This is a genomic window from Castellaniella sp., from assembly GCF_049673105.1.
Classification (GTDB): Bacteria; Pseudomonadota; Gammaproteobacteria; order Burkholderiales; family Burkholderiaceae_B; genus Castellaniella.
Map to the genome: position 1 here is coordinate 69172 of NZ_JBATXG010000003.1, position 20545 is coordinate 89716.

Annotated in this window: 17 protein-coding genes; 10 read left to right on the plus strand and 7 right to left on the minus strand. The window is 63.4% G+C overall.

Annotated elements, in window-relative coordinates; all coding sequences use genetic code 11:
- Positions 1 to 20: 20 nt before the first annotated feature.
- Complete coding sequence (locus WBF69_RS00825; protein ID WP_424260246.1) at positions 21 to 1226, minus strand: aromatic amino acid transaminase; 1206 nt, start codon at positions 1224 to 1226, stop codon at positions 21 to 23.
- A gap of 106 nt (positions 1227 to 1332) precedes the next feature.
- Between WBF69_RS00825 and uvrB the strand changes: the two genes are divergently transcribed.
- Together uvrB and WBF69_RS00835 are read left to right on the plus strand one after the other, a co-directional pair.
- On the plus strand, positions 1333 to 3351 hold the full coding sequence (gene uvrB, locus WBF69_RS00830; protein WP_424260278.1) for an excinuclease ABC subunit UvrB: 2019 nt from the start codon (positions 1333 to 1335) through the stop codon (positions 3349 to 3351).
- A 120-nt stretch (positions 3352 to 3471) separates the two neighbouring features.
- Positions 3472 to 3963, plus strand: coding sequence for a low molecular weight protein-tyrosine-phosphatase (locus WBF69_RS00835; protein WP_424260280.1), 492 nt, complete (start codon positions 3472 to 3474; stop codon positions 3961 to 3963).
- 134 nt (positions 3964 to 4097) lie between these two features.
- Here the strand turns inward: WBF69_RS00835 and WBF69_RS00840 are convergent, their stop codons facing one another.
- Entirely contained in the window at positions 4098 to 4547 is a 450-nt protein-coding gene (locus WBF69_RS00840; RefSeq protein WP_424260248.1) for a MarR family winged helix-turn-helix transcriptional regulator, read from the minus strand.
- Positions 4548 to 4668: 121 nt separating this feature from the next.
- Here WBF69_RS00840 and WBF69_RS00845 point away from each other — a divergent pair, with 121 nt between their 5' ends.
- The 7 genes from WBF69_RS00845 to iscA all read left to right on the plus strand — a co-directional run bounded on the left by WBF69_RS00845 (position 4669) and on the right by iscA (position 13008).
- Entirely contained in the window at positions 4669 to 6132 is a 1464-nt protein-coding gene (locus tag WBF69_RS00845; protein ID WP_424260250.1) for an efflux transporter outer membrane subunit, read from the plus strand.
- Positions 6129 to 7259, plus strand: a complete 1131-nt coding sequence (locus tag WBF69_RS00850; protein WP_424260252.1) for an efflux RND transporter periplasmic adaptor subunit — start codon at positions 6129 to 6131, stop codon at positions 7257 to 7259. The genes WBF69_RS00845 and WBF69_RS00850 overlap by 4 nt, the downstream gene beginning before the upstream one ends.
- A gap of 11 nt (positions 7260 to 7270) precedes the next feature.
- A complete protein-coding gene (locus WBF69_RS00855) occupies positions 7271 to 10333 on the plus strand; it encodes an efflux RND transporter permease subunit (RefSeq protein ID WP_424260254.1) in 3063 nt (1020 codons plus the stop codon).
- Positions 10334 to 10515: 182 nt separating this feature from the next.
- Positions 10516 to 11031 (plus strand): Fe-S cluster assembly transcriptional regulator IscR, encoded by a 516-nt coding sequence (gene iscR / locus WBF69_RS00860; RefSeq protein WP_424260256.1) that lies wholly within the window; start codon positions 10516 to 10518, stop codon positions 11029 to 11031.
- Between the two features lie 20 nt (positions 11032 to 11051).
- Positions 11052 to 12272, plus strand: coding sequence for an IscS subfamily cysteine desulfurase (locus tag WBF69_RS00865; RefSeq protein ID WP_424260258.1), 1221 nt, complete (start codon positions 11052 to 11054; stop codon positions 12270 to 12272).
- Positions 12272 to 12658 carry an iron-sulfur cluster assembly scaffold protein gene (locus WBF69_RS00870; RefSeq protein ID WP_424260260.1) on the plus strand — a complete coding sequence of 129 codons (387 nt, stop codon included), beginning with the start codon at positions 12272 to 12274 and terminating at the stop codon, positions 12656 to 12658. The genes WBF69_RS00865 and WBF69_RS00870 overlap by 1 nt, the downstream gene beginning before the upstream one ends.
- Positions 12659 to 12684: 26 nt before the next feature.
- Entirely contained in the window at positions 12685 to 13008 is a 324-nt protein-coding gene (gene iscA / locus WBF69_RS00875; protein ID WP_424260282.1) for an iron-sulfur cluster assembly protein IscA, read from the plus strand.
- 120 nt (positions 13009 to 13128) lie between these two features.
- On the opposite strand, the gene lysS is transcribed toward iscA, so the two are convergent.
- Positions 13129 to 14646, minus strand: coding sequence for a lysine--tRNA ligase (gene lysS / locus WBF69_RS00880; protein ID WP_424260262.1), 1518 nt, complete (start codon positions 14644 to 14646; stop codon positions 13129 to 13131).
- Between the two features lie 71 nt (positions 14647 to 14717).
- Positions 14718 to 15822, minus strand: a protein-coding gene (gene prfB / locus WBF69_RS00885) for a peptide chain release factor 2 (RefSeq protein WP_424260264.1) whose coding sequence is annotated in 2 segments (ribosomal slippage) — positions 14718 to 15740 and positions 15742 to 15822 — 1104 coding nt in all. Because the reading frame shifts where the segments join, the coding sequence is not laid out codon by codon here.
- A 98-nt stretch (positions 15823 to 15920) separates the two neighbouring features.
- Between prfB and WBF69_RS00890 the strand changes: the two genes are divergently transcribed.
- A complete protein-coding gene (locus WBF69_RS00890; RefSeq protein WP_424260266.1) occupies positions 15921 to 17048 on the plus strand; it encodes a tellurite resistance/C4-dicarboxylate transporter family protein in 1128 nt (375 codons plus the stop codon).
- Here WBF69_RS00890 and WBF69_RS00895 read toward each other — a convergent pair.
- The 3 genes from WBF69_RS00895 to WBF69_RS00905 all read right to left on the minus strand — a co-directional run.
- On the minus strand, positions 17045 to 18676 hold the full coding sequence (locus tag WBF69_RS00895) for a methyl-accepting chemotaxis protein (RefSeq protein ID WP_424260268.1): 1632 nt from the start codon (positions 18674 to 18676) through the stop codon (positions 17045 to 17047). The genes WBF69_RS00890 and WBF69_RS00895 overlap by 4 nt on opposite strands.
- Positions 18677 to 18768: 92 nt before the next feature.
- Positions 18769 to 20046 carry a TRAP transporter large permease gene (locus WBF69_RS00900; protein ID WP_424260270.1) on the minus strand — a complete coding sequence of 426 codons (1278 nt, stop codon included), beginning with the start codon at positions 20044 to 20046 and terminating at the stop codon, positions 18769 to 18771.
- Positions 20043 to 20545: TRAP transporter small permease (locus WBF69_RS00905; RefSeq protein WP_424260272.1), on the minus strand; the 503-nt coding region annotated here is incomplete at its 5' end. The genes WBF69_RS00900 and WBF69_RS00905, both read right to left, overlap by 4 nt.

Sequence of the window (20545 nt, forward strand, 5' to 3'; positions counted from 1 at the left end):
GGACTGCACTATGACCGGACTCATCCTTTCAGCACCTGAGCGATGGCGCGGGCCACGTAGTCGATATTGGCGCTGTTCAGGGCGGCCACGCAGATGCGACCGCTGCCCACGGCATAGATGCCGAAGTCTGAGCGCAGGCGCTCGACCTGGGGCTTGGTCAGGCCCGAATACGAGAACATGCCGCGTTGCGCCTTGACGAAGCTGAAGTCGCGATCGACGCCCTGGGTGTGGATCTGTTCGACCAGTTGGTGGCGCATGGTGCGGATGCGGTCCCGCATGCCGGCCAGCTCTTCGGCCCACAGGGAAAACAGCGCCGGCGTGTTCAGCACCGTGGACACCAGGGCGCCGCCGTGAGTGGGCGGATTGGAATAGTTGGTGCGGATCACGCGTTTCAGCTGGCTGAGCACCCGGGCGCTTTCCTCGTCGCCGCTGGTGACCAGGGTCAGGGCGCCGACGCGTTCACCGTACAAGGAAAACGACTTCGAGAACGAGGAACTGATGAACATGGTCATGCCCAGGTCGGCGAACAGGCGCACGACGGCGGCGTCTTCTTCCAGGCCCGAACCAAAGCCCTGGTAGGCGATGTCCAGGAAGGGCACCAGCTGGCTGGTTTGCAGTGTCTGGGCGATGTCGCGCCATTGTTCCGGAGTGGGGTCCACGCCGGTGGGGTTGTGGCAGCAGGCGTGCAGCACGACGATGGTGCCGGCGGGCAGCGCCTTGAGCGAGGCCAGCATGCCGTCGAAGTTCAGGCCATGAGTGGCGGCGTCGTAGTAGTCGTAGCTGACGACCGGAAAGCCGGCGGCGGAAAACAGGGCTTCATGATTGGCCCAGCTGGGATTGCTGATGGCTACTTGCGCCTGAGGCAGGATCTGCTTCAGGAAGTCGGCGCCGACTTTCAAGGCGCCGGTTCCGCCCAGCGTCTGGACGGTAACGGACCGGTGCGCGGCCAGCAGCGGCGACTTGGCGCCCAGCAGCAGGGCGGCGGCGCCCTGGTTATAGCCGGGAATGCCGTCGATCGGCAGATAGTTGCGCGGGGCAGCTTGCTCGAACAGCGTGGCTTCTGCTTGGCGCACGGCCTTGAGCAGGGGAATGTGGCCGCCATCGTCCGTGTAGACCCCCACGCCCAGATTGACCTTGGTGGACCGGGTATCGGCCTTGAATTGTTCGTTCAGGCCCAGAATGGGATCGCGCGGAGCGAGTTCAACAGAAGCGAAAATAGAGGACATGGGGTTACCGTTTAGGCAGAAGGGAATAGTGCTTGGTCGCGTGGGCCAACGATGGGATAATAAGGGGTTTACCCGAATAGTGTCTAGACGAACCATGGAGAGCGGCATAAATACCCCAGGTTTTGTGCATTTCCCTGACAGCCCATTTCAGTTGTATCAGCCGTATCCGCCGGCCGGCGACCAGCCTGCCGCGATCGATGCCCTGGAAGCCGGGGTGCGCGATGGTCTGATGAGCCAGACGCTGCTGGGGGTGACCGGGTCGGGCAAGACCTACACCATGGCCAATCTGATCGCCCGCACCGGGCGCCCGGCCATCGTGCTGGCGCCCAATAAAACCCTGGCTGCCCAGCTATATGCCGAAATGCGCGAATTCTTTCCCCGCAACGCGGTGGAATATTTCGTGTCCTACTACGATTACTATCAGCCCGAGGCCTACGTGCCATCGCGCGACCTGTTCATTGAAAAGGATTCGTCCATCAATGAACACATCGAGCAGATGCGCCTGTCGGCCACGAAAAGCCTGCTGGAACGCAGGGACACCATCATCGTAGGCACCGTGTCCTGCATCTACGGGATCGGCAATCCGGCGGATTACCACGCGATGGTGCTGACCCTGCGCACAGGCGACCGCATTGGCCGCCAGGAAATCCTGGCGCGGCTGGTCTCCATGCAATACGAGCGCAATGATACGGATTTTGCCCGCGGGACTTTTCGCGCCAGGGGCGAGATCATTGATGTGTTTCCGGCCGAACACGCGGAACAGGCGCTGCGCATCACGCTGTTTGACGACGAAATCGAATCCCTGGACCTGTTCGACCCCCTGACGGGCAAGCTGGTGCAGAATCTGGTGCGCTTCACCATCTTTCCCAGTTCACACTACGTGACGCCGCGCGAAACGGTGCTGCATGCCATCGAGACCATCAAGGAAGAACTGCGCGACCGTCTGGCGGAACTGACTGCCGATGGCCGCCTGGTCGAAGTCCAGCGCCTGGAACAGCGCACCCGCTTCGATCTGGAAATGCTGCAGGAACTAGGTTTCTGCAAGGGCATCGAGAACTACTCCCGCCATCTGTCGGGGGCGGCGCCGGGCGAACCCCCGCCCACCCTGATCGACTACTTGCCGGCCCGGTCCCTGATGTTCATCGACGAAAGCCACGTCACCATCGGCCAGTTGGGCGGCATGTACCGAGGCGACCGCTCGCGCAAGGAAACCCTGGTGCAGTTCGGGTTCCGCCTGCCATCGGCCTTGGACAACCGGCCCCTGCGCCTCGAGGAATTCGAGGCCCGCATGCCGCAGTGCGTGTTCGTGTCCGCCACGCCGGGGCCGTACGAGGCCGAGCACGCCGATGCCGTCATCGAACAGGTGGTGCGTCCCACCGGTCTGGTTGACCCGGAAGTCGAACTGCGTCCCGCCGCCACCCAGGTCGATGATCTGCTGGGCGAGGCCAAGCTGCGCATCGCCGCGCGCGAGCGTGTCCTGGTGACGACGCTGACCAAGCGCATGGCCGAGGACCTGACCGAATACCTGCAGGAAAACGGCCTGAAGGTGCGCTATCTGCACTCGGACATCGATACGGTCGAGCGGGTCGAGATCATCCGCGACTTGCGTCTGGGCGCTTTTGACGTGCTGGTGGGCATCAACCTGCTGCGCGAGGGCCTGGATATCCCGGAAGTCTCTCTGGTGGCGATCCTGGACGCGGACAAGGAAGGGTTTCTGCGTTCAGAGCGCAGCCTGATTCAGACCATCGGGCGGGCGGCGCGCAATCTGAACGGTCGCGCCATCCTGTATGCCGACCGGGTGACGGATTCCATGCGCCGGGCGATGGATGAAACGGCCCGCCGCCGGGAAAAGCAGCAGGCCTTCAATGAAGAACACGGCATCACGGCGCGCGGGGTCAGCAAGGCCGTGCGCGATCTGATCGACGGGGTGTCGGTCGCCGCCGGTCCGGTGCTGGAAGCCTCGGGCTTTGATGCCAGCGTGCTGGGTGACGACAAGGCCTTGGCGCGGGAAATCAAGCGTCTGGAACATTTGATGAATGACCATGCGCGCAACCTGGAATTCGAGCAGGCCGCCGCCGCGCGCGATGCCTTGCGGGCGCTGAAAGACCAGGCCTTGCTGTCTTGATGGCCTGCGGCAGAGGCATGAATGCCCCTGCGTCGCAAAGTGACTGACACGACAGGAATTTTTGTGAATTTTCCCGGAAAAAGCTTGCCAATTTCCGGGTTTTCCCTCACACTTTCACCTATCATGCATAAGGTACTTTTTGTCTGCACGGGCAACATCTGCCGTTCCCCCTCTGCCCAGGGTGTATTCCAGCACCTGATCGATGAAGCCGACCTGTCGGACGCGATTTGTGTCGACTCGGCGGCTACTCACCAATTCCACGTGGGCGAGGCTCCCGATGCGCGTGCGCAGACGGCGGCCCGCAAACGCGGCTATGACCTGTCCACCCACGTGGCGCGGCAGATCACGTCCGACGATTTTCGCGATGCGGACCTGATCCTGTCCATGGATTGGGAAAACATGTCTGCATTGCAGCAGCGCTGCCCGAAAATCTATCAACACAAACTGATGCTGTTGATGCGCTTTTCCAACGAATACGAAGAAGCCACCGTGCCCGACCCCTATTATGGCGGCCCCGAAGGCTTCAACAAGGTCCTGGACTACATCGAAGACGCCTGTCAGGGGGTTCTCGAACTCGTGCGCAAGCGCGCCCTGCAATATCAGGCCGCCTGATTCTATCCGGCACCGTTCGCCTGCCCACTGCTGCATCTGATCGACGCCCTGTCTGACAGGGCGTTTTGTATTGTGCGCGGCACAAGCGCATTTCTGCGTGAGGTCGGGGGACAGGCCTGGCAATCACCCGCTCTTCAACGCTTGCGGCTTTCGAGCATGCGCTGAAGCAATGTCTGAAGCTGTTGCCGATCTGATGCGCCAAGCTGTTCCGTCAGTGGCGCCAGTGCCAGTTGTGTTTGTGCCTGCAGACGCTTGACTAGTTCGGCGCCGGCATCAGTCAGAAAAACATCGGTTGCCCTGCCGTCTTCCGTATTGGGCGCGCGCGCCACGAGTCCCTTCTTTTCCGCTCGGGCGATCAGCCCCGACATGGTCTGTTTCTCCAGCCCCAGGTAGTCGGCCAGTTCGCTCATCCGCGGGCGCCGGTCCCACAGAATGCCCAGCACGCGCATCAGCGTGAGAGACAGGTCATTTTCGGCGCCGAGCTTGTTGAGAACGGCCATCGTGACAAAGGCAGTCGGTACGAGCACGTCGGCCAGTCCTTCGTCGCTTGGGGGAGGCGGCGCCATGATTGTTTGCTGTTTCATGTTGGCTCTATCTTGACATAGTTCGTACTACGCATCAATAATAGATCGTAATACGAACTTTCAGGAATGCGTGTTCATCGCAGGAGAGTCCCTTGAAAACAGTCGCCATCATCCCATTCAAATGAGTCTCCGCCTGAGTGTTCGTCTATCTTCCCTGGCGCTGTCCAGCGGTCTGGTCCTGATGCTGACCGCATGCACGGGTATGCCGGTGCGCGCTCCGGCGGTCGTTGATCTGCCCGAGGCGTGGCGCGCGCCCTTGCCTCATGGCGGGTCGACAGTGGCGCTTGCGGACTGGTGGAGGGCATTCTCCGATCCCTTGTTTGTCTCGCTGATTGAACGCGCCCAGGCAGCCAACCCGAATCTGCAGGCGGCTGCCGCCAGGCATCGGCGGGCGCGTGCCCTGGTCACCGAGTCCCGCGCCGACTTGCTGCCGACAGTTGACCTCGACGCCACCTCCAGCCGTGGCAAGAACCTCAACAGCATTCCCGGCGTTTCCACCCAGTCGGACGCCCGATTCACTGCCAGTTGGGAGATCGATCTCTTTGGCGGCAAGCGCGCTGCGGCCGATGAGCAAGCGGCGCGGGCCGATGCCGCGCAATATGATTGGCATGCGGCACGGGTGACGTTGGCAGCCGATGTCGCCGGGGCCTATCTGGACTTGCGCTTGGCACAGGCGCGCGAGGAAGTCGCCGCACTCGATGGCTTATTGGCGGCGCAGCTGCTTGCCTGGGGCCGCCGGCAGCAGGCGGGCGGTCTCTTCAGTGCAAATGATGTCGCCGTGCTGCAGGCCGATGCTGCGTTGGCTTCGGCCCGCCGCAATGCCGAACGGGCAGAGGCGCAGGTGGCGTTGCAGGAACTGGCTTTGCTGCTGGGCATATCGGCGGCCCCCTTGGCGCTTGAACTGCAGGCCGCCGCCTTGCCCACAGCCTGGGCCTGGCCGCGCCGTGGGCTGCCCGGCGTCCCTGGGTTCGAAGTCTACGCGTTGCCGGCGCAGTTGCTGGCGCAGCGTCCCGATGTGGCTGCCGCCCACCAGCGTTGGCTGGCGGCACAGGCCCACTACCGCAGCGTGGATGCTCAACGGTATCCGCAGCTGAGTCTGGGCGCCCTGGCCGGTGAAGCCCGCCTCAGTGTGGGGGGGATGAACACACTGAGCTCTCTCTGGTCGATCGGCCCGAGTCTGACATTGCCACTGTTCGATGGTGGAAGGCGCCGGGCCCAAGGCCGGGCCGCGCAGGCGTCGATCGATGAAGCGGCGGCGGCGCTGCAGTCGACATGGCAAACCGCCGTCGCCGAGGTCGAGGAATCGCTGGAGCGCATGGTTGCTGCGCGCGATCGCAGACGTGAAGCCGAAACAGTGGCGCGCGAATGGCAAGGCGTGGCCCAACGTGCCGTTTTGCAGGCGAGAGTGGGCCTGTACAGCGGTCCTGAGCGCGTCGCTTCGCAACGCAATGCTCTGACTGCTCACGATGATGTGCTGACCGCGCAGGCGGATCAGGCCAGGGCCTGGTTCCGCCTGTACCGCAGTCTGGGTGGCGGTTGGAACGTCGATCCGGATGCCATCGATCAACTGGCCGCTCAGTCATGAAGCATCGTTTCGCCTATCTTTCGGCTGCCGCTGCGGTCCTTTCCATTGTCTGCGCCGCTCTGTTCGTGGCCATGCGTGATGCGGCTCCCCTTGTCTCTGAATCGTCCTCTGCGGTGCCGCCCGCCTTGACGGTCAAGCGCACCTTGGTCACCGCGCAGCAGTGGCCGCAAACATTGGACGCTGTCGGCAGCATCGCCGCCTGGCAGGAAATCGTGATCAGCGCTGAGATCGGCGGGCGGCGTCTGTCGCGCTTGCTGGTCGATATCGGTGACCGGGTGACGCAAGGACAGCTTATGGCGCAGCTTGGTCCCGGCACGCTTGAGGCCGATCTGAACGCCAGCCGTGCGGCGCTTCGAGAGGCCCAAGCCACTGCCGCAGAGGCGGGGCGTGCGGCGGGTCGCGCCCGTGCCTTGCAGGGTACCGAGGTCTTGTCTGCGCAGGCTATCGACCAGGCGCTGGTGGCCGGCGATGTCGCGCAAGCTCGTTTGGCTGCGGCCCGCGCACGCGTGCAGGCCGATGCGTTGCGGCTGGCCTACACCCAGGTGCGCGCGCCGGATGACGGCGTGATCAGCTTGCGACCTGCGGTGGCGGGTGCGCTCGTCCAGCAAGGGGAAGAAATCATGCGCCTGCAACGTCAGGGGCGGCTTGAATGGCGTGCTGAACTGCCGGGGCCGGAACTTGCGCGCGTGACGCCAGGTCAGACCGTACGGGTCACGCTGGACGGCACGCGGACTGTCGAAGGCCGTGTGCGCAACATCTCACCGCAGGTCGATCCGCAAAGCCGTACCGGCATCGTGTACGTGGATCTCAAGCCCGCCGCTCGGGTGCGGGCCGGGCTGTTTGCCCGAGGCGAGTTTCTACTGGATCCGCGTGCGGTGCTGGCGCTGCCCGCAACCGCCATCCTGCTGCGCGACGGCTTCAGCTATGTCTTCCGCATCGAGGGTGGTGATAGGGTGCGGCAGCAGAAAGTCATGCTGGGCGCAAGGCGCGGCGATCAGGTGGAGATCCGTGAAGGACTGGCTGCCGGCGCCGCTGTGGTTGAGTCCGGGGTCGGCTTCCTGGCGGATGGGGTGACGGTGCGTGTCACCGCGACCGCTGCGCCACCGTCCTCCGACACGGTGCGCTGAAGAGGGCGGCCATGAATTTTTCAGATTGGTCGATTCGCAATCCTGTTCCGACTATCTTGCTGTTTGCCCTGCTGACGGTGGCGGGGCTATTCGCATTCGGCGGCGCCAAAATCCAGAATTTCCCCGACGTCGATCTGCCCCTGGTGACGGTCGTGGCCAGCTTGCCGGGCGTGGCGCCCGCCCAAATGGAAACCGAGGTGGCGCGCAAGCTGGAGAATGCCATGGCCACCATGAAGGGGCTGCGGCACTTGCATACGACGGTGCAGGACGGCGTAGCCACGGTCTCGGCTGAGTTCCGCCTGGAGAAGCCCCCTCAGGAAGCCTTGGACGATACGCGGGCCGCCGTGGCCCGTGTGCGGGCGGACTTGCCTGCCGCCTTGCGTGACCCCGTCATCAGCAAGGTAGAGTTCAAGAATGCCCCGATTCTGACGTATACGGTGGCCTCGTCGCGCATGGATGAGGAAGCCTTGTCGTGGTTCGTCGATGACCAGATCACGCGGCGTCTGCTGGCCGTGCCCGGCGTCGGAGCCGTCAACCGTGTCGGTGGCGTCAATCGTGAAGTCCGCGTGGAACTGGACCCCGATCGACTGTTGGCATTGCGCCTGAGCGCGGCTGATGTGTCACGCCGGCTTGGCCAGATGCAAGGCGAGGCCTCCGGCGGTCGCATCAGGCTGGGTAGCGGCGAGCAGACGATACGCGCGGTCGTTGCGGCACCCTCGGCGGCGGCTCTGGCGGCGATTGCCATTCCCTTGCAGGATGGTCGTGTCGTGCGTCTGGACCAAGTGGCCTCCGTGACCGATACCGTGGCTGAGCGCCGTAGCGCCGCCTTTCTGAACGGCAATCCGGTCGTCGGCTTCGAGGTTCTGCGCACCACGGGCGCGGGTGACCTGGCCGTGGCCGATGGCGTGCGCCAGGCGCTCGCCGCATTGAAAGCCGAACAGCCGGATCTTGAACTGACCGAAGCATTCAACGCCGTCGATCCAGTTGTGGAGAACTTCGAAGGCAGCATGTCGCTGCTTCTGGAAGGCGCTTTGCTGGCGGTGCTTGTCGTGGGACTCTTTTTGCGCGATATCCGCGCGACGTTCATCAGCGCCGTGGCTCTGCCGCTGTCCATCATCCCCACTTTCCTGTTCATGCAATGGCTGGGGTTCACGCTGAACGTCGTCACCTTGCTGTCGCTATCGTTGGTGGTGGGCATCCTGGTGGATGATGCCATCGTCGAGATCGAGAACATCATGCGCCACTTGGCGCAGGGCAAGGATCCGCTGGAGGCTGCGCGGGAAGCAAGCGATGAGATCGGGATGGCGGTGATCGCCACCACCTTTGCGCTGATTGCCGTCTTCCTGCCCACTGCCTTCATGGATGGCCTGGCCGGCAAGTTCTTCGTGCAGTTCGGATGGACCGCGTCCATCGCGGTCTTCTTTTCGCTTGTCGTGGCCCGGCTGTGCACGCCCATGATGGCGGCCTATTGGTTGAAGAAGCCGGCCCGAGCCCATGCCGAACCATTCTGGATGCCGGCCTATCTGAAGGCTGCGCGCTGGGCATTCGCGCACAAGGGCGCGACGCTGACGATCGTGGCGTCTTTCAGCATCGCCAGTTGCACGCCGCTGCTGACGGGCGCGATCAAAAGCGATTTCATGCCGCCCGCTGACGTGAGCCAGACCCGCATCAGCGTCGAACTGCCGCCGGGCAGCACCTTCGAGCAGACGCGCGCTGTCGCTGATCAGGTGGGCGCAGCCGTGGCCGCGCATCCGCAGGTGACCACGGTCTATACCGCTGTCGGCGGCGGCAGCGCCGGAGATAGCCCGGTGCACAATGCAGCCGAAGCGCGCATGGCGAATCTGACGCTGAACCTGATGTCGCGCGAAGAGCGCCCAGACCAGAGCCAGCAGCTCATCGAGCGCGAACTGCGTTCCCGTTTGCTGGATGTGGCGGGCGCGCGCATCAAGGTGGCCGTGGATGAGGTCTATACCTTGGTGCTCTCCGGCGAGGATAGCGACCTGCTGGCGCAGCATGCGGCCAGGGTAGAGCAGGAATTGCGCGGTCTGGCAGGCATCGGCCAAGTAATCAGCAGCGCGAGCTTGCAGCGGCCGGAATTGATTGTGCGTCCGGATACGGCCCGAGCAGCCGATCTGGGCGTGAGCACGGATGCGATTGCAGAGACGTTGCGGGTGGCTGCTCTGGGCGACTATGAGCAGTTTCTGCCAAAGCTGAATCTGGACCAGCGTCAGGTGCCGATTGTGGTGCGACTGCCCGATGATGCGATGCATGACCTCGCCTTGCTGCGCCAGCTCACGGTGCCGGGCGCTCGCGGCCCCGTGCCGCTGAGCCATGTGGCCGAGATGACGATTGCCAGCGGGCCGGCGCAGATCAGCCGCCTTGACCGCCGGCGCAATGTGAACTTCGAGATCGAACTCAACGGTCAGGCGCTGGGCGATGTACAGCAGCGCGTCGCCGCCTTGCCCAGCCTGTCGCATCTGCCTCCCGGTTTGTTCAGGAACGACATCGGCGAGGCGGAAACGTCCAACGAACTGGGCCGGAGTTTCCTGCTGGCGATGGGCGCCGGCGTGGCCTGCATCTACATCGTGCTGGTGCTGTTGTTTCGTGCCTGGGTGCAGCCGGTGACGATTCTTGGCGCGCTGCTGTTATCGGTGCCTGGGGTGATCCTGGTCTTATTCGCCACCGGCACCAACCTCAGCATGCCTGTCATGATCGGGGTGATCATGTTGATGGGGATTTCCTCCAAGAATTCCATCCTGCTGGTGGAATATGCAATCATGGCGCGCCGCGGTCACGGCATGTCGCGGCATGAGGCATTGCTGGATGCCTGCCATAAGCGTGCGCGCCCCATCGTGATGACGACGCTGGCGATGGGCGTTGGCATGCTGCCCATTGCGCTGGGCTTGGGCGCCGATCCGAGCTTTCGTGCACCGATGGCCATTGTCGTGATCGGCGGTCTGATCACCTCGACGTTCTTGAGTCTGTTGCTTGTTCCGGTGCTCTATGCCGTATTGGACGATCTTGCTCAGCGTTTCACGCCGGGACCTGGGCCGGTGAGGCCGTCCCGCCGCTAGCCTGCGTCGCCGCGTTTTACTCACCCGCATCCACTAAAAACCTCAACTTGATGTTGGTCAATTATTTGCATACTATGCCCTTAAATCTGAGTGTTTTAGTCGGGTACTGGGCTATACTTGACTTTAATAGTCGGGTATAAATTTCCCGTGTGATTTGATTCAGAACCAAAAGGGGTTTCATCATGCGTTTGACGACCAAAGGGCGTTTTGCCGTAACGGCAATGATCGATCTGGCTTTGCGTCATCACAGCGGGCCGGTCACGCTGGCCGCCATCAGCGGGCGCCAGAATATTTCCCTGTCTTATCTGGAACAGCTGTTCGGCAAGCTGCGTCGTCACGAACTCGTGGACAGCGTGCGCGGGCCGGGCGGGGGGTATATGCTGGCGCGTCACGCCCGCGACCTGTCCGTCGCCGACATCATCTTCGCGGTGGACGAGCCGCTGGATGCCACCAGCTGCGGCGGCAAGGAAAACTGTGACATCGGGCGTAACGGTCGTTCGGGAAAGTGCATGACCCATGACCTGTGGGCGACCTTGAGTCGTAAAATGCTGGAATACCTGGATTCGGTGTCGCTGCAGGATCTGGTCGATCAACAGCGGCTACGGGAATGGCAGGAATCGGGGCAGCTGCGCAACGGCCGCCCGACGATCCCCATCACGCCCGTGGCCAGCGATGCCCAGCAATCCGTTTCCGCCTGATTGTTCTGGAGTCTTCATCAATGCCGCAAGGCCTATCAGCAGATCGCCCCATCTATCTGGATTATTCCGCCACCACGCCGGTGGATGAACGTGTCGCACAGGCCATGCTCCCCTGGCTGACCGAACGCTTCGGCAACCCGGCTTCGCGCAGCCATGCCTGGGGCTGGGACGCGGAAGAAGCCGTAGAACAGGCGCGCGCCCGGGTCGCCGGCCTGATCCACGCCGATCCGCGAGAAATCATCTGGACCTCGGGCGCCACCGAATCCAATAATCTGGCAATCAAAGGCGTGGCCGAATTCCACGCAGCGCGCGGACGGCACATCATCACCGTGCGCACCGAACACAAGGCCGTGCTGGATGCCTGTCAGGCCCTGGAACAGCGCGGCTTTCAAGTGACGTACCTGGACGTGGACGAGGGCGGTCTGCTCAGCCCCCAGGCGCTGCGGGCGGCTCTGCGCCCCGATACCATCCTGGCGTCCGTCATGCTGGTGAATAATGAAATCGGCGTCATTCAGGACATTGCCGCGCTGGCTGCCGTGTGCCGGGAACAGGGCGTCCTGTTCCATACCGACGCTGCCCAGGCCACGGGCAAGGTCGCCATCGACGTCGCTGCCCTGGATGTCGATCTGCTGTCCATGTCGGCGCACAAGACCTACGGCCCCAAAGGGATCGGGGCGCTGTACGTGCGGCGCAAGCCCCGTGTGCGCCTGGAAGCCCAAATCCACGGCGGCGGACACGAGCGCGGCATGCGTTCCGGCACGCTGCCCACGCACCAGATCGTCGGCATGGGCCAGGCGTATGCCTTGGCCGCCGAACTGATGGATCAGGAAATCCCTCGTATCCGGGCGTTGCGGGATCGTTTGTGGGACGGTCTGAAAGACCTGCCCGACGTCTACCTGAACGGGGCGCTCGACCATCGCGTGGCGAACACGCTGAATGTCAGCATCGCCCATATCGAAGGCGAATCCCTCTTGATGGCCGTTCCCGAACTCGCCGTTTCCAGCGGGTCGGCCTGCACATCCGCCAGTCTCGAACCTTCCTACGTGTTGCGGGCCTTGGGGCGCAGCGACCCGCTGGCGCACAGTTCACTGCGCCTGACGCTGGGCCGCTACACCACGCAGGAACAGGTCGATCGGGCCATTGGCTTGCTGCGCACGCAGATTCAGCGCTTACGCGAACTTTCGCCCTTATGGGAAATGCGTCAGCAGGGTACGCTGGCGGCTTGGGAAGGCGCTTTGTGATGGCGGGGACTGCATACGGGCCGCAGGTCCTGGATCATTACCTGCATCCGCGTCACGTGGGGTCTTTCGACCCCCAGGACAGCCAGGTGGGCACCGCGCTAGTCGGTTCGCCGGCCTTGGGCCAGGTGCTGAAGCTGCAAATTCGTTTGCAGGGTGCGGCCATCGAGTCCGCCTGCTTCCGGGCGTTTGGCTGCGGCGCCGCGATTGCGGCGGGGTCCTTGGCGACCGAATGGCTGCAGGGCCGCAGCCTGGATCAGGCACTGGCTATCCGCAGCCAGGATTTCGTCCAGGCGCTGGATCTGCCGCCTGCCAAGCTGCACTGCGCTTTGTTGGCGGAAGACGCGATCCGCGCAGCAGTTGCGGACTATACTGATAAGCATTCTTGAATACCGGTTTTATTGTCGAGGTCACCATGGCAGTCACACTGACACAACAGGCAGCCGATCATATCCGGCGCCATCTGGAAAAACGCGGCAAGGGCCTGGGCCTGCGCTTGGGCGTGAAGCCGTCCGGCTGCTCGGGCATGTCCTATCAGCTGGAATACGTAGACGACCCGATGGCCGAAGATCAGATCTTCGAACAATTCGGCGCGCGCGTGTACGTGGCGCCCGACAGTCTGACCTATCTGCAGGGCACCGAACTGGACTACGTCCGGGAAGGCCTGAACGAGGGATTCCGTTTCCGCAACCCCAATGAAAAAGCCGCTTGCGGCTGCGGGGAATCATTTACCGTGTAACGGGCGCCCGCGTCGCGGACATGCAAAAGGCCGGGGTGATTCCCGGCCTTTTGCATGGAGCGCCGGGATGTCCCGGGCTTCGGCGGCTTCGCAGGGAAGCCGTCGAGGTGTCAGCGGCGATCAGTCCTCGCGGCGCAGATGCGGGAACAGGATCACGTCGCGGATGTTGGGGCTGTCGGTCAGCATCATGACCAGGCGATCGATGCCGATGCCGCAGCCGCCGGTGGGCGGCATGCCGTATTCCAGCGCGCGCACATAGTCGGCGTCGTAGTACATGGCTTCCTCGTCGCCGGCGTCCTTGGCGGCCACCTGGGCTTGAAAGCGCGCAGCCTGGTCTTCGGGATCGTTCAATTCGGAAAAACCGTTGGCGATTTCACGCCCGCAGGCGAACAATTCGAATCGTTCGGTGATGCCCGCCTGGGTGTCGGATGCTCGGGCCAGGGGCGAGACCTCGATCGGATAGTCGATGATGAAGGTCGGGTGCCACAGCAGGGCTTCCGCCGTTTCTTCGAATAGCGCCAATTGCAGGGCGCCCAGGCCGGCGTTGGACAACACGGGGCCGTTGACGTCGGCGCCCAGGCGGCGCAGATCCTGGCGCAGAAAATCGATGTCCTGCAGCTGCGCAGCCGTGTAGGTCGGCGCATATTTCAGGATGGCTTCGGTGATGGTCAGGCGGTCAAAGGTGCGGCCCAGGTCCAGCGGCTGGCCCTGATACGTAAGATCGGTCGTGCCGCAGACGCGCAGCGCCGTGTCGCGGATCAACGATTCGGTGTAGTCCATCAGCCAGCGGTAGTCGGTGTACGCCGCATAGAATTCCATCATGGTGAATTCCGGGTTGTGGCGCGGACTGACCCCTTCGTTGCGGAAGTTGCGGTTGATCTCGAAGACCCGTTCAAAGCCGCCGACGATCAGGCGTTTCAGATACAGTTCCGGCGCGATGCGCAGGTACATGTCCATATCCAGCGCGTTGTGGTGCGTGGTGAACGGTTTGGCGGCGGCGCCCCCTGGAATCGGGTGCAGCATCGGGGTTTCGACTTCCAGGAAATCGGCGTCCGACATGAGCTGGCGGATGGCGCTGACGATGCGGCTTCGGGCCAGGAAAGTCTGGCGCGTTTCTTGCGTCATGATCAGGTCGACGTAGCGCTGGCGGTAGCGCAGTTCCTGGTCGGCCACGCCGTGGAATTTGTCGGGCAGCGGGCGCAAGGATTTCGACAACAGGCGCAGCGATTCCACGCGCAGCGACAGTTCGCCTTTGTTGGTTTTGAAGACCTGGCCCTCGGCGCCCACGATGTCGCCGATGTCCCAGGACTTGAAGGCCGCATAGGTCTCGTCGCCCAGCACGCCCCGATCCAGGTACAGCTGCAGGCGGCCCGTGGCGTCCTGCAGCGTGGCGAAGCTGGCCTTGCCCATGACGCGCTTGAGCATCATGCGTCCGGCCACGCGCGCGCGGCGGTTCTGGGCCAGCAGGGCATCGGCGTCCAGCGCGCCGTAGTCCTCGTGCAAGGTCGCGGCATGCGTGTCGGGCTGGAAGTCGTTGGGGTAGGCGGGGCCGGCCTCGCGCAGGCTGGTCAGCTTGGCGCGCCGTTCGGCGATCAGGCGGTTTTCGTCGGGAGTGTGGGATTCTGTCTGCGCGGTCATGTCGGAAAATCAGTCGATCGTGGAAGGAGACCGGACGGCGGACGCCGGCCCGGTCTGAGCATGGCGGGGGCTTAGACCCCTTGTTTCAGGCTGGCGGTGATGAACGGGTCCAGATCGCCGTCCAGGACTTTCTGCGTATTGGAGATTTCCACCCCGGTGCGCAGGTCTTTGATGCGGCTCTGGTCCAGCACGTAAGAACGGATCTGGTGCCCCCAGCCCACGTCGCTCTTGGCGTCTTCCAGTTTCTGCTGTTCGGCCATGCGGTTGCGCATTTCCAGTTCGTACAGGCGGGATTTCAGCATCTGCATGGCTTCGGCGCGGTTGCGGTGCTGGGAACGGTCATTCTGGCACTGTACAACGATGCCGGTGGGGTTGTGCGTGATGCGCACTGCGGAATCGGTCTTGTTGATGTGCTGGCCGCCCGCACCGCTGGCGCGGTAGGTGTCGATGCGCAGATCAGCCGGATTGACCTCTATTTCAAAGGAATCGTCGATTTCGGGGTAGACGAAGACGCTGGCAAAGGACGTATGCCGGCCATTGGACGAATCGAAAGGGCTTTTGCGCACCAGACGATGCACGCCGGTTTCCGTGCGCAGCAGACCGTAGGCGTATTCGCCTTCGAATTTGATCGTGGCTGATTTGATGCCGGCGACTTCACCCTCGGATTCTTCCAGGATTTCTGCCTTGAAGTCCTTGCGCTCGCCATAGTGCAGGTACTGGCGCAGCAGCATGGAGGCCCAGTCCTGAGCCTCGGTGCCGCCCGCGCCTGCCTGAATGTCGACGAAGCAGTTCATGGAGTCGGCCGGATTGTTGAACATGCGGCGGAATTCCAGGGCTTCCAGGCGTTCGCCCAGTGCGTGGCAGTCGGCCTCGATGGCCTGCAGAGTCGCGTCGTCATCGTCGTCGCTGGCCAGTTCGAACAGGTCGCGGGCATCCAGCAGGCCGCGTTCCAGCTCGGTCAGCGTCTGGACGATGGTTTCCAGAGACTTTTTTTCACGCCCTAGTTCCTGGGCGTGAGTCGGGTCGTTCCAGACCTCGGGGCTTTCGAGTTCGGCATTGACGACGTGCAAGCGTTCGGCTTTGGCATCGTAGTCAAAGATACCTCCGAAGAATGGCCTGGCGCTCCAGATAGTCCTCGATGTGGGTGCTGATCTGGTTCTGGCGTTCGGCTTCCATGCGGGTTTCCTTTTTTCTGATACTGCGAAGATAATCTACCATTTTAACGCGCTGGGGCATCGGCATCGAGACCGGCCTGAAGCAGCCAGGAGAGTCGCATGGAAGAAGAGCAGGGCGCAGCTAGACAGGTGCCGGCGCCGCGGGCCGGTTCTACGCTGTTGGACCGCCGGGCGAGCCTCTTCGAGGGGCCGGTCGGGCGGCTGCGGGATCTGTCGCCGGCGTATTTCGGTCTGGTGATGGCCACCGGCATCGTGTCCCTCGGGGCGGACATGATGGGGCTGCCGCTGCTTGCTCAAGCGCTGTTCGTGCTGAATCTGTTGCAGTACGGTGCGCTGTGTGTCTTGTATGTCCTGCGTGCGATCTACCATCCCCGGCAGTTCTTCGGCGATATGGTCAGCCACCTGCGGGGGCCGGGCTATTTCACGGCGGTGGCGGCCACCGGCATCCTGTCCAGCCAGTTCCTGGTCCAGGCCGGCAACGTCGCGGTGGGCTTTTCCCTGTGGCTGCTGGCGGTCGTTCTGTGGATCGGCCTGATCTACACGATCTTTACCGCCTTCACGGTCAAAGCCGACAAGCCCACCTTGGACAAGGGCATCAGCGGCGGCTGGCTGCTGTCCGTGGTGGCGACCCAGTCGGTGGCGGTGTCCAGCGCTTTGCTGGCCGTGCACATCGGCCAGCCTTACCGGCTGGAACTCAATCTGCTGGCGCTGTCCATGTGGCTGTGGGGCGGCATGCTGTACATCTGGATGATGTCGCTGATCTTTTATCGCTACGTGTTCTTCCGTTTTTTGCCGGATGACCTGTCGCCGCCGTACTGGATCAATATGGGTGCGATGGCGATTTCCACCCTGGCGGGGTCGCTGCTGATCCTGAATGCCCCGCAAGCCCCCTTTCTGGTGTCGCTGCTGCCGTTTCTGAAAGGCTTCACCGTGTTTTATTGGGCGACGGGGTCGTGGTGGATTCCGATGCTGTTGTTGCTGGGCGTCTGGCGCTACGGTGTCCAGCGCTTTCCTTTTCGGTATGACCCGCTGTATTGGGGCGCGGTGTTTCCCCTGGGCATGTACGCGGCCAGCACGTGGCAGATGAACCGTGCCATGGAATTCGGCTTTCTGGGCGGCTTGCCGCATGTTTTCCTGTATGCGGCCCTGTTGGCGTGGATGCTGACGTTTGCCGGCATGGTGCGGTCCGTCCTGCGCGCAGGACGCCGCCCGCCGGGGACCGTCTAATCGGCGTATTCGATGGTCATGCCTGCGCTGGCGTCCAGCTGGAATTGCGCCAAAGTGCGGCGCAGCCTGCCCATGCCGGAATCCTGTTCGGCGACCGCTTGGGCCGTGCCTTCGGCATGGGTCGTGCTGCGGGCGCCCATGGCTTCCAGCAGGCGGGCGGCCTGCGCGGTTTCGTGGATCGCCTGCGCCTGCTGGTCCGTGGCCGCGGTGACTTCGTCCATGATCTGACGGCTGCGGCAAGTAGCCTGGACGACCTGGTCCATGGCCTGTTGCGCGGCAACCGCCAGTTGCGCGCCTTGGCGGCTGTTATCGACCGCCTGGGCGATGGCGGCATGGATGGTGCCGGCGGCGGCGTGACAGCGCTGCGCCAGGGATCGGACTTCCGCAGCGACGATGGCGAATCCCCGACCGTGAGCGCCCGCATGCGCCGCCTCGACAGCTGCATTGAGCGCCAGCAGGTTGGTTTGAAAGGCGATCTCGCCGATTTGCTTGGCGGCGGTTTCGATGTGCAAACCGTCTTCGGTGATCCCCGAGATGGCCCGGGCCAGTCGTGCAACGCTTTCAGACCCCATTCTGGCCTGTCGGTCGCCGGACTCGCTCAGGCGCCGGGCTTCCTGCGCCCGGTCGTGGTTCAGCTGGACGGTGTCGTCCAGATAATGCATGGCGGCTGATACCTGGCTGGCCATCTGGCGCTGCGCGTGACTGTCTTGCAGGGCGGCGCTCTGGCTGCGGGTCAATATCCCGACACTGGCATCCACGCGAGTGAAGTGGTCGGCCACTTCGCAGAGCGTGTCGTTCAGGCCCGTGCGGATGCTTTCCAGCGCGCTCATTAGGCGACCGATTTCATCGCGTCCGGCTTGCGGAATGCCGATGGTGAGATTGCCCGCAGACAGGCGGCCCGCGAGCGCCAGCCCTTGATCCAGGGGGCGCTTGATGGATCGGTACAGGCTGAGCAGCGCCGTCGTGCTGAATAGCAGCACCATCAGCACGGCAGCGATGGCCGTATAGCCCGCCGACTGCCCGGCAGCGCTTGCCTCCGCGATCTGGCGCGCCATGCGCTGCGACTGCTGGGCATCGAATGTCTGGATCAAGGTCCGGATGGCGGCTTCGGAGTCCATGTATTGCTGGCTGAAGACCAGGGCCTTGGCCAGCATGGCGTTGGGTAGGGCGATCTTGATGCCGCCGTTGCCATCGTCCAGTTCGCCCTTGGCGGTGCCGATGGCTTGTCGCTGGGTCTGGGTGAGCGCCAGCAGCTGTGCATGGGCTTCTTCGATCAGGCGCAGCTCCGTCGCATCGAAACCCGCCGTGCGAAAGCGGTTCAGGGTGTCCGCCTGGATGCCCTGGGCATCGGGCGCCTGTCCCGTCAGGATGGCGAGATCGCGCTGATGGTCTTGTTCGAATTCCGGCTGTTCGCTGGCGACGAACGCCAGGGTGTTGCGGGTCAGGGCGTCGACCAGGGCTTGGTATTGTGTGGCCAGCTGGGTGGCCTGGTAGCGCGCGGCTTCGGTTTGCTGCAAAGAATCCGCCGTGCGCAGCAGATGCAGCACGGCGCCCAGCATCAGGGCGGCGCACGCGGCCAGCAGGGTCAGAAACAGGATGAATCGGCTTTTCAATGTCGCATGCCGCATGCAAGAATCCCCCGGCGTGAACGCCTGGGTCGGAGGACCCAGGCAGCGCGGGGGATTATGGGTGTCCGATATGACACCCATGTGTCAGCGGTTTAAGCGAACAGTCCGGGCAGCCAGAGGCTGACGATGGGCACGTAGGTAATGAAGGCCAGATAGATCAACAGCAGCCCCAGCCAGGGCATGGCCGCGCGGATCACCTGGCCGATGCTCATTTTGGTGATGCCTGCGGTCACGAACAGGTTCAGCCCCACGGGCGGGGTGACCATGCCGATCTCCAGGTTGATCACCATGATGATGCCCAGGTGCACCGGATCGATCCCCAGTTCCGTGGCGATGGGAAACAGGATCGGCGCCAGGATCAGGATGATGCCGGTGGGTTCCATGAAGGCGCCGGCCACCAGCAGCAGGACGTTGACCACGATCAGGAACTGCCAGGCGCTCATGTCCCAGGCGATGATCTGCTCGGCGATGGCCTGCGGGATGCGTTCGGTGGTCAGCACATGGGCGAACAGCAGCGCGTTGGCGATGATGAACATCAGCATGATGGTCACCTTGGCCGCGTCGATCAGCACCTCGGGCACCTGCTTCATGCCGATGTCGCGATAGACGAACACGGCAATGCAGAAGGCGTAGACCGCCGCCACGGCAGCCGCCTCGGTGGGCGTGAAGACCCCGCCGTAGATGCCGCCCAGGATGATGATGATCAGCAACAGCCCCCAGATCGAATCGCGGGCGGCGGCGCTGACCTCGCCCAGGCTGGCGCGCGGCTGGCGCGGCATCTTGCGCACCCGCGCAATCACATAGATGGCGACCATCAGCAGCAGGCCCAGCAGCAGCCCCGGCACGACCCCGGCCATGAACAGCGCCCCGACGGAGGTTTCCGTGACTGCGCCGTAGACCACCAGCACGATGGACGGCGGAATCAGGATGCCCAGGGTGCCGGCGTTGCAGATGACGCCCGCGGCAAAGCCTTCGCTGTAACCGGCGCGCACCATGCCGGCGATGACGATGGAGCCCACCGCCACCACCGTCGCGGGCGAGGAACCCGAGACGGCGGCAAACAGCACGCAGGCCAGCACCGAGGCGATGGCCAGCCCGCCGTGCAGATGGCCCACCGCGGCGATGGCAAAGCGGATCATGCGCTTGGCCACGCCGCCCGTGGTCATGAAGGCCCCGGCCAGGATGAAGAAGGGAATGGCCATGAGCGTGAAGTGCTCGGAGGTCTCGTAGAGCTTGAGCGAGAGCGAGGCCAGGGAGTCCGTGCCAAACACCATGATGGTCACGAGCGAGGACAGGCCCAGGGCGACGGCCACGGGCATGCCCATGAACATGAACAGAAACAGCAGGATGAACAGGGCGGTGGTGGTCATGATGCGTCTCCGGCGTCGTCGCTGCGGTATTTCATGGCGTCGGCGACTTCGTCGCCCAACAGCGAGGCGTGGTCGCCCTTCATCAGGTGCCAGAGCACTTCGCCAAAGCGGTAGATGAGCAGCGCAAAGCCCAGGGGCATGACTGCGCGCGGCACCCACTGCGGGATGGGCAGATCCTGGGCCATGATGCCGATCATGTGGATTTTGCTGACGTAGATCCAGCTGCCGTAGAGCACGATGACGGCGTAGACCATGCACAGCACGGTGCTGGCCATCGCCAGGTAGCGCGCAGGGCGCGCCGGCAGCAGACGCACCAGCGCGTCCACGCCGATGTGCGCGCCCACGCGCACCCCGTAGGAAATGCCCAGAAAGATCAGGGCGCCAAAGAGGAACATGGTCAGTTCCAGGGCCCAGACAAAGCTGTAGTTAAAGACGTAGCGGGCAATGACCTGGGCGAAGGTCACCACGGTCATGGCCGCCAGCAGAAAGGCGATCAGGC

What these genes read in the sequence shown, in the direction of transcription:
- WBF69_RS00825 (WP_424260246.1), bottom strand. Translation starts at nt 1,226, where the DNA reads ATGTCCTCTATTTTCGCTTCTGTTGAACTCGCTCCGCGCGATCCCATT.
- WBF69_RS00840 (WP_424260248.1), bottom strand. Translation starts at nt 4,547, where the DNA reads ATGAAACAGCAAACAATCATGGCGCCGCCTCCCCCAAGCGACGAAGGA.
- WBF69_RS00845 (WP_424260250.1), top strand. Translation starts at nt 4,669, where the DNA reads ATGAGTCTCCGCCTGAGTGTTCGTCTATCTTCCCTGGCGCTGTCCAGC.
- WBF69_RS00850 (WP_424260252.1), top strand. Translation starts at nt 6,129, where the DNA reads ATGAAGCATCGTTTCGCCTATCTTTCGGCTGCCGCTGCGGTCCTTTCC.
- WBF69_RS00855 (WP_424260254.1), top strand. Translation starts at nt 7,271, where the DNA reads ATGAATTTTTCAGATTGGTCGATTCGCAATCCTGTTCCGACTATCTTG.
- iscR (WP_424260256.1), top strand. Translation starts at nt 10,516, where the DNA reads ATGCGTTTGACGACCAAAGGGCGTTTTGCCGTAACGGCAATGATCGAT.
- WBF69_RS00865 (WP_424260258.1), top strand. Translation starts at nt 11,052, where the DNA reads ATGCCGCAAGGCCTATCAGCAGATCGCCCCATCTATCTGGATTATTCC.
- WBF69_RS00870 (WP_424260260.1), top strand. Translation starts at nt 12,272, where the DNA reads ATGGCGGGGACTGCATACGGGCCGCAGGTCCTGGATCATTACCTGCAT.
- iscA (WP_424260282.1), top strand. Translation starts at nt 12,685, where the DNA reads ATGGCAGTCACACTGACACAACAGGCAGCCGATCATATCCGGCGCCAT.
- lysS (WP_424260262.1), bottom strand. Translation starts at nt 14,646, where the DNA reads ATGACCGCGCAGACAGAATCCCACACTCCCGACGAAAACCGCCTGATC.
- WBF69_RS00890 (WP_424260266.1), top strand. Translation starts at nt 15,921, where the DNA reads ATGGAAGAAGAGCAGGGCGCAGCTAGACAGGTGCCGGCGCCGCGGGCC.
- WBF69_RS00895 (WP_424260268.1), bottom strand. Translation starts at nt 18,676, where the DNA reads ATGCGGCATGCGACATTGAAAAGCCGATTCATCCTGTTTCTGACCCTG.
- WBF69_RS00900 (WP_424260270.1), bottom strand. Translation starts at nt 20,046, where the DNA reads ATGACCACCACCGCCCTGTTCATCCTGCTGTTTCTGTTCATGTTCATG.